The organism is bacterium (genome assembly GCA_022616075.1).
Lineage (GTDB): Bacteria > Acidobacteriota > HRBIN11 > JAKEFK01 > JAKEFK01 > JAKEFK01.
The window spans coordinates 1-5,211 of sequence record JAKEFK010000032.1; the positions used below are offsets into that span (position 1 = coordinate 1).

General features: G+C 48.6%; 4 protein-coding genes. All 4 read right to left on the reverse strand.

Annotated elements, in window-relative coordinates:
• Window positions 1–2,372, reverse strand: a 2,372-nt coding sequence (locus tag L0156_02820; protein ID MCI0601922.1) for a hypothetical protein, incomplete at its 3' end; no start/stop codon positions are given.
• A gap of 250 nt (window positions 2,373–2,622) precedes the next feature.
• The gene (locus L0156_02825; protein ID MCI0601923.1) at window positions 2,623–3,651 is read right to left on the reverse strand and encodes an agmatine deiminase family protein; all 1,029 of its coding nucleotides are present in this window, start codon (window positions 3,649–3,651) and stop codon (window positions 2,623–2,625) included.
• Between the two features lie 9 nt (window positions 3,652–3,660).
• Window positions 3,661–4,512: a carbon-nitrogen hydrolase gene (locus tag L0156_02830; GenBank protein ID MCI0601924.1), complete on the reverse strand. Its 852-nt coding sequence runs from the start codon at window positions 4,510–4,512 to the stop codon at window positions 3,661–3,663.
• 140 nt (window positions 4,513–4,652) lie between these two features.
• Window positions 4,653–5,066, reverse strand: a complete 414-nt coding sequence (locus tag L0156_02835; GenBank protein MCI0601925.1) for a hypothetical protein — start codon at window positions 5,064–5,066, stop codon at window positions 4,653–4,655.
• Window positions 5,067–5,211: the final 145 nt, after the last annotated feature.

Genomic DNA, 5,211 nt, shown 5'->3' on the forward strand with positions numbered 1-5,211 from the left:
CCGATACGACCACGCTCAGATAAAATAGCTGAATAACGGAGTTGAGTCTGTTTTTGGATTTGCCGAATGCGGACTCGGTGAACCATCCAGATCAACAAAGCTGTGCCGGCAACACAAAGCAAATAAAACCAGGGTGTCTGCACAAAACGCGGTTTCAAATAAAAGGCCAGGGAAGCTCCAGCTTCATTCCAGACTCCATCATTGTTACAGGCCTTCACACGAAGCGTATAACGGCCGGGGGGAACGTTCGTATAGTAAGCGATCCTGCGAGTCCCGGCATCATTCCAGACGTCATCGAAGCCTTCGAGTCTGTATTGAAAAAATACTTTCTTCGGATTCAAGAAGCTTAAAGCCGTATAATGGAATTCGAGTTTCCTCTGGCCGGGCGGAATTTCTACAATATTAGATGGTATTTTGCCGTCGATAAGGATTTGTTCAATTTCTACCGGAGGCAGTTTTTGGTTTGAGGAAAACTTGCCAGGATCGATCATTACCGCACCATCAATCGTGGGGAACCAGAGCTGCCCCGACGCAGTTCGGGAACCTGCAGGTTGACTGCCTCCATTACATTCGAGGTTTTTCATTCCATCCTCAATTCCGTAGGCGATCGAATGGATACGCCTCACTTTACCGTCCGCGTAGTCATTCAATTCCCGGATTGCAACGTGAAAAATGCCTTTATTCGAGCTCATCCACAGATTTCCCAGGTGGTCTTCCAGGATCTGCGCAACCGAATCGTCATGCAGGCCGTTGCTCCGGCTGAAGTTGGTGAATCGCCCGTTCGATAGACGGCCGAGTCCCGCTCCCAGTGTGCCGATCCACAAAACTCCATTACCATCTAGATGAAGAGCCAAAAGAACACTGCCGGATAGACCGTCTTTCGTGCCGTACGAAGTAAATTTTCCATTACTAAACTTCGCGAGACCACCATTTGTGGCGATCCAGAGTGCTCCTTGCTTGTCCTGTACAATCGCATGGACGACGTTATGCGGCAGCCCCTGCGCAGTAGTCGAAGAAGTGATTCCATCGTTTGAAATCCGGTAGAGACCACCGCCATATGTTCCCACCCAGAGATCACCATTTGAAGCAGTAAAAATACATCGAATATTCGGATGAATGGACATCTCTTTTGCTGTTAGTGGCTCGAACCTGTTCCCTTGAAAATGAGCAAGGCCACCTCCTTCTGTTCCAATCCAAATATTTCCTCTTTGATCTTGCGTCATTGCCGTAACGTACCGGTTTGGTAGACCGTCTTTCGTGCCGTAATGCGTGAAAAGACCCTGGCTCATGCGAGTAAGTCCGCTATTGGTTCCTAGCCACAGGTTTTGATCGTGATCTTCAAAAACGATATTGATATTGCTATCAATTAGGCCTTCTTTATTTGTGAATGTAATAAATTTTCCGTCTTTCAGTCTGTTTAATCCGCCTCCATAGGTCCCGATCCAAAGGCTTCCTTCATGGTCTTCTGAGATCGACCAAACGATATCACTGGTGAGTCCTTGCTCAGGTCCAAGCGCGGAGAACTTTCCCGCTTGCAAGCGATTTAATCCACCGCCATATGTTCCGATCCATAAATTGTTCTTCGAATCTGTATGAAGCGCCCAAATGGCATTATTGGTTAAACCGTCGGAAGTCTTATAGGTTTGAGATTTCCCATCCCGATACTGAACCAGACCGTTATCCGTACCGATCCATAAATTCCCATGCCCATCCTCACGGATAGAACGGACGACCGTGCCTGCTGAATGGCGAATGAAGCGCCCTTGTTGAATGCTGTCCAAGCCGTTGTCAGTGCCAATCCAAAGAATTCCGGACCGATCCTTATATAATGAGCGGATTGCGTTGCTGGAAAGGCCATCTTTCATTTCGAACACATCGAAGGCTCGTTGGTTATAACGATTCAAACCGTTGTCCGTTCCGATCCAGAGATTGCCTTGAGAATCTTCACAAATCGTGTTGATGATCTCGCTGGATAATCCCTCTTTTACTGAATAAGGAGTAATGATTCCATCTTTCATCCGATGGAGACCGCCAAACGTTCCTACCCAGAGATTTCCAGATCGATCTTCGAACAGCGAAACGATATTGTCGTGTTTGAATCTTGAATTTGCCTTTTCATAAACAGTAAAACGAACGCCATCAAATCGAGTTAGGCCCTCCTGCGTGCCGAGCCATAAATATCCCTTGCGGTCTTGTAGGATGGCTTGAACGGAATTTTGCGGCAGCCCCTGTGCCGTCTGCCAGTTATTCAAAACATACTGTGTCAGAGCTCTATCGGGATCGAGGGCGAAAAGCGGATGGCTATAAGCAAGAGCTGTCAACACTAGAGCTAAGAGGCAGCCCGGCCATAACGGAGCCGTATCCTTGAACATAAATGTTCACTCTCATCTTATCTTATCGCAATTGTCGCTGTGTTTCCGCGAAACGCGCATACTCTTCTGGAGCCACTGCTCGGATGGAGGGTGTGTTGTCGGCCGTTTTCACTCAACGCGAATTAGTTCAACAACACTTCGAATCTGAACGCAATTCAAATCGGATCAATAGCTGAACCGGATGCCAAATCAAAAGCTATAAGTTGGGTCATTCACGAATTCTGTTAGTTGGTGCCATGAAGGAGTGACTTCATTTTATCAAAAGTGTCTGCTGCTGAGTTGAACAATGCAGTGTTCCGAGTCCCCAAACAAGATCTACGCAATCGATACCGATCACCTCGCGAAACGGGAAAAGATTCCGTAATGTTGCGAGTGCGTATTGATCTTGCCGGCAGCGAAATGTGGGTACCATGATCACGCGATTCGCGATGTAGAAATTTGCATAGCTCGCCGGCAAACGATTTCCTTCGTAAACAACAGGATCCGGCATAGGTAGCGGAATGACATTCAGTGGGGAGCCGTCCTGATCGTGCATCTGCTGAAGAGCCTCATGATTACTTTTCAGGATTTTATAGTTTTCGTCCGATTCATTTTCCTCAAGAACACAGACCACGGTCCGGGGATCCACAAATCGCGCGATGTCATCGATATGGCCATCGGTGTCATCGCCGATGATTCCTTCCTTCAACCAGAGTATGTTGGTGGCTCCCAGAAATTTCCGCAAGAAATCCTCAATCTGTTCACGATTCAGATGAGGATTGCGATTTTGATTCAGCAGACATTGCTCTGTGGTCAGCAATGTTCCTTTGCCGTTCACATCGATGGAACCACCTTCCAGCACAATCCCGGGTTGCACGAGAGGTTGCTGGAGAATCCTGGCAGCATGCTGTGGCACAGCATCATCCTGATCCCATGGCGGATATTTGCCTCCCCACGAATTGAAGATCCAATCGGTGATCACAGGATTGCCATCCGGATCACGGACATAGATCGGACCAAAATCGCGCGTCCAGGAAGAATCGGTTCGGATGTGCAGGAATCTCACGCGATCCAGCACCACGGAAGTAATGCCATTCTCCTTCAGCACCATGCGCGCAAATTCTTCCATATCTGCGTCATTGACACAGAGGAAAACATCTTCACTCGTTACGAGAGCACGAATGATTTCCGCGTAGACGCGCGGAATAGGAGCAAAATTCCCTGGCCAGTGATCCTCGTTATGAGGCCACGCAAGCCAGGTTCCTTCATGCGGTTCCCACTCTGCCGGCATCCTGAACATATCGGTAGATTACCTGGATTGCTCGTATCGGATTCTGCGAGATTCGAGAAAAGGCCAATCTTTCTTTTTCTGATCAATCACACTCATGTCGCATTCCGCGATCAGATTCGCTTCCGTATCTGATGGTCCGAGTACAAGCACGCGTCCATACGGATCGCTGACAAAAGAGCTGCCCCAAAAATTCAAAGTGTCTTGAACTCCGACTCTGTTTACTGCGGCAACAAAACAATTGTTCGCTATTCCATGCGCAATTTGGATCGTTTTCCACATATTGTTTTCCGCACGATTCAACTCTTCGCTTCTTTGAAATTCCGGCCACCCAATCGCAGTTGGATAGAAGAGGATTTCCGCGCCTTGCTCCGCTTCCATTCGCGCTCCTTCCGGAAACCACTGGTCGAAACAAATCATCGGACCAACAGTAGCGAATCGCGTCGAAAATGCGTGAAACCCGAGATCACCCGGCGCAAAATAGTAGGCTTCATCATAGTGATTGTTTGGATCGTCAGGAATATGCATCTTTCGGTATTTGCCGGAGAGTTGTCCGTCTGCATCGACAACGATCGCGGTGTTGTAGAATTTGTCTGCTCGTTCAAAAAGTGAAGTAATCACAGCGACCTTGCAGTTCGCGGCCACCTCACGCAGGAGGTCCGTTGTCGGGCCAGGCACCGGCTCCGCAAGCGCGAAATATCGATCGTCACGCGTCTGGCAGAAGTACGGGGAGTTGAACAGCTCCGGAAGACAAACAATCTGCGCGCCTTTCGAAGCGAGTTCCCGAATGCCCTCCCTTCCTTTATATATATTGGCTTCAACATCGTCGCCGCAGTGCATCTGCACCAATCCAACGGATACAACTCTCTTCATAGGGTTCCTGAAAGAATCAAATTATCCGTAATATGAGGTTGAGTCAAATTATGGAGCGCAGGCGAGTCGCCCACCACATTGCATCATGGGCCGCAGGCATCTTTGCCTGTATTGTATAACTTGATGGGGTTAGACCGGGATTACTTAACGTTCACGGATGCGGTAAGACCTGAACAAGAGTTCTCGGCCGACAGGCACACGGTTACATTGCGCGATTTGATTTTAAATTCCAGCGTTGCAAGAAAGTCGGGACGCAGCTGAGAAATGGATATCTGGCAACGCGGAGCCGTTTGTTTCACAATGGAAACCACCGCCGCCGAATCGTTTTTCTGAACTGCTTCAAGAAATTTTGCGGCGTAGCTCGTATCGGAGGAAAGACGATTCAGAAAGCTGTTTGCTTCATGGACCACGACAAAGATGTCTGCCGATTCAATACTTCCTTGCTTTGCCAGAGTCTTCACTTGTTCCGTAGTGTCGATCTTGCCGGCGCGAGTAACAGAGCTTATGAGCATCAAAAAGAGGGCGAGGGCAAAGACCGGTTTCTGGATTTTCAAAGTCCCTCCTTATGGTTTCCTGCAGTGACCCTGGAAACTGTCGATCCATAACCCGAAGCGCACGTCGATTCTGTAGAGGACCTCGCCAATGGCAAATTCCGGTGCGGGGCATTGAATCGAAGCAACATGATCTCCACCAGGTCCA

Coding starts and splice junctions, on each gene's coding strand:
- L0156_02825 (MCI0601923.1), bottom strand. CDS start 3,651: ATGTTCAGGATGCCGGCAGAGTGGGAACCGCATGAAGGAACCTGGCTT.
- L0156_02830 (MCI0601924.1), bottom strand. CDS start 4,512: ATGAAGAGAGTTGTATCCGTTGGATTGGTGCAGATGCACTGCGGCGAC.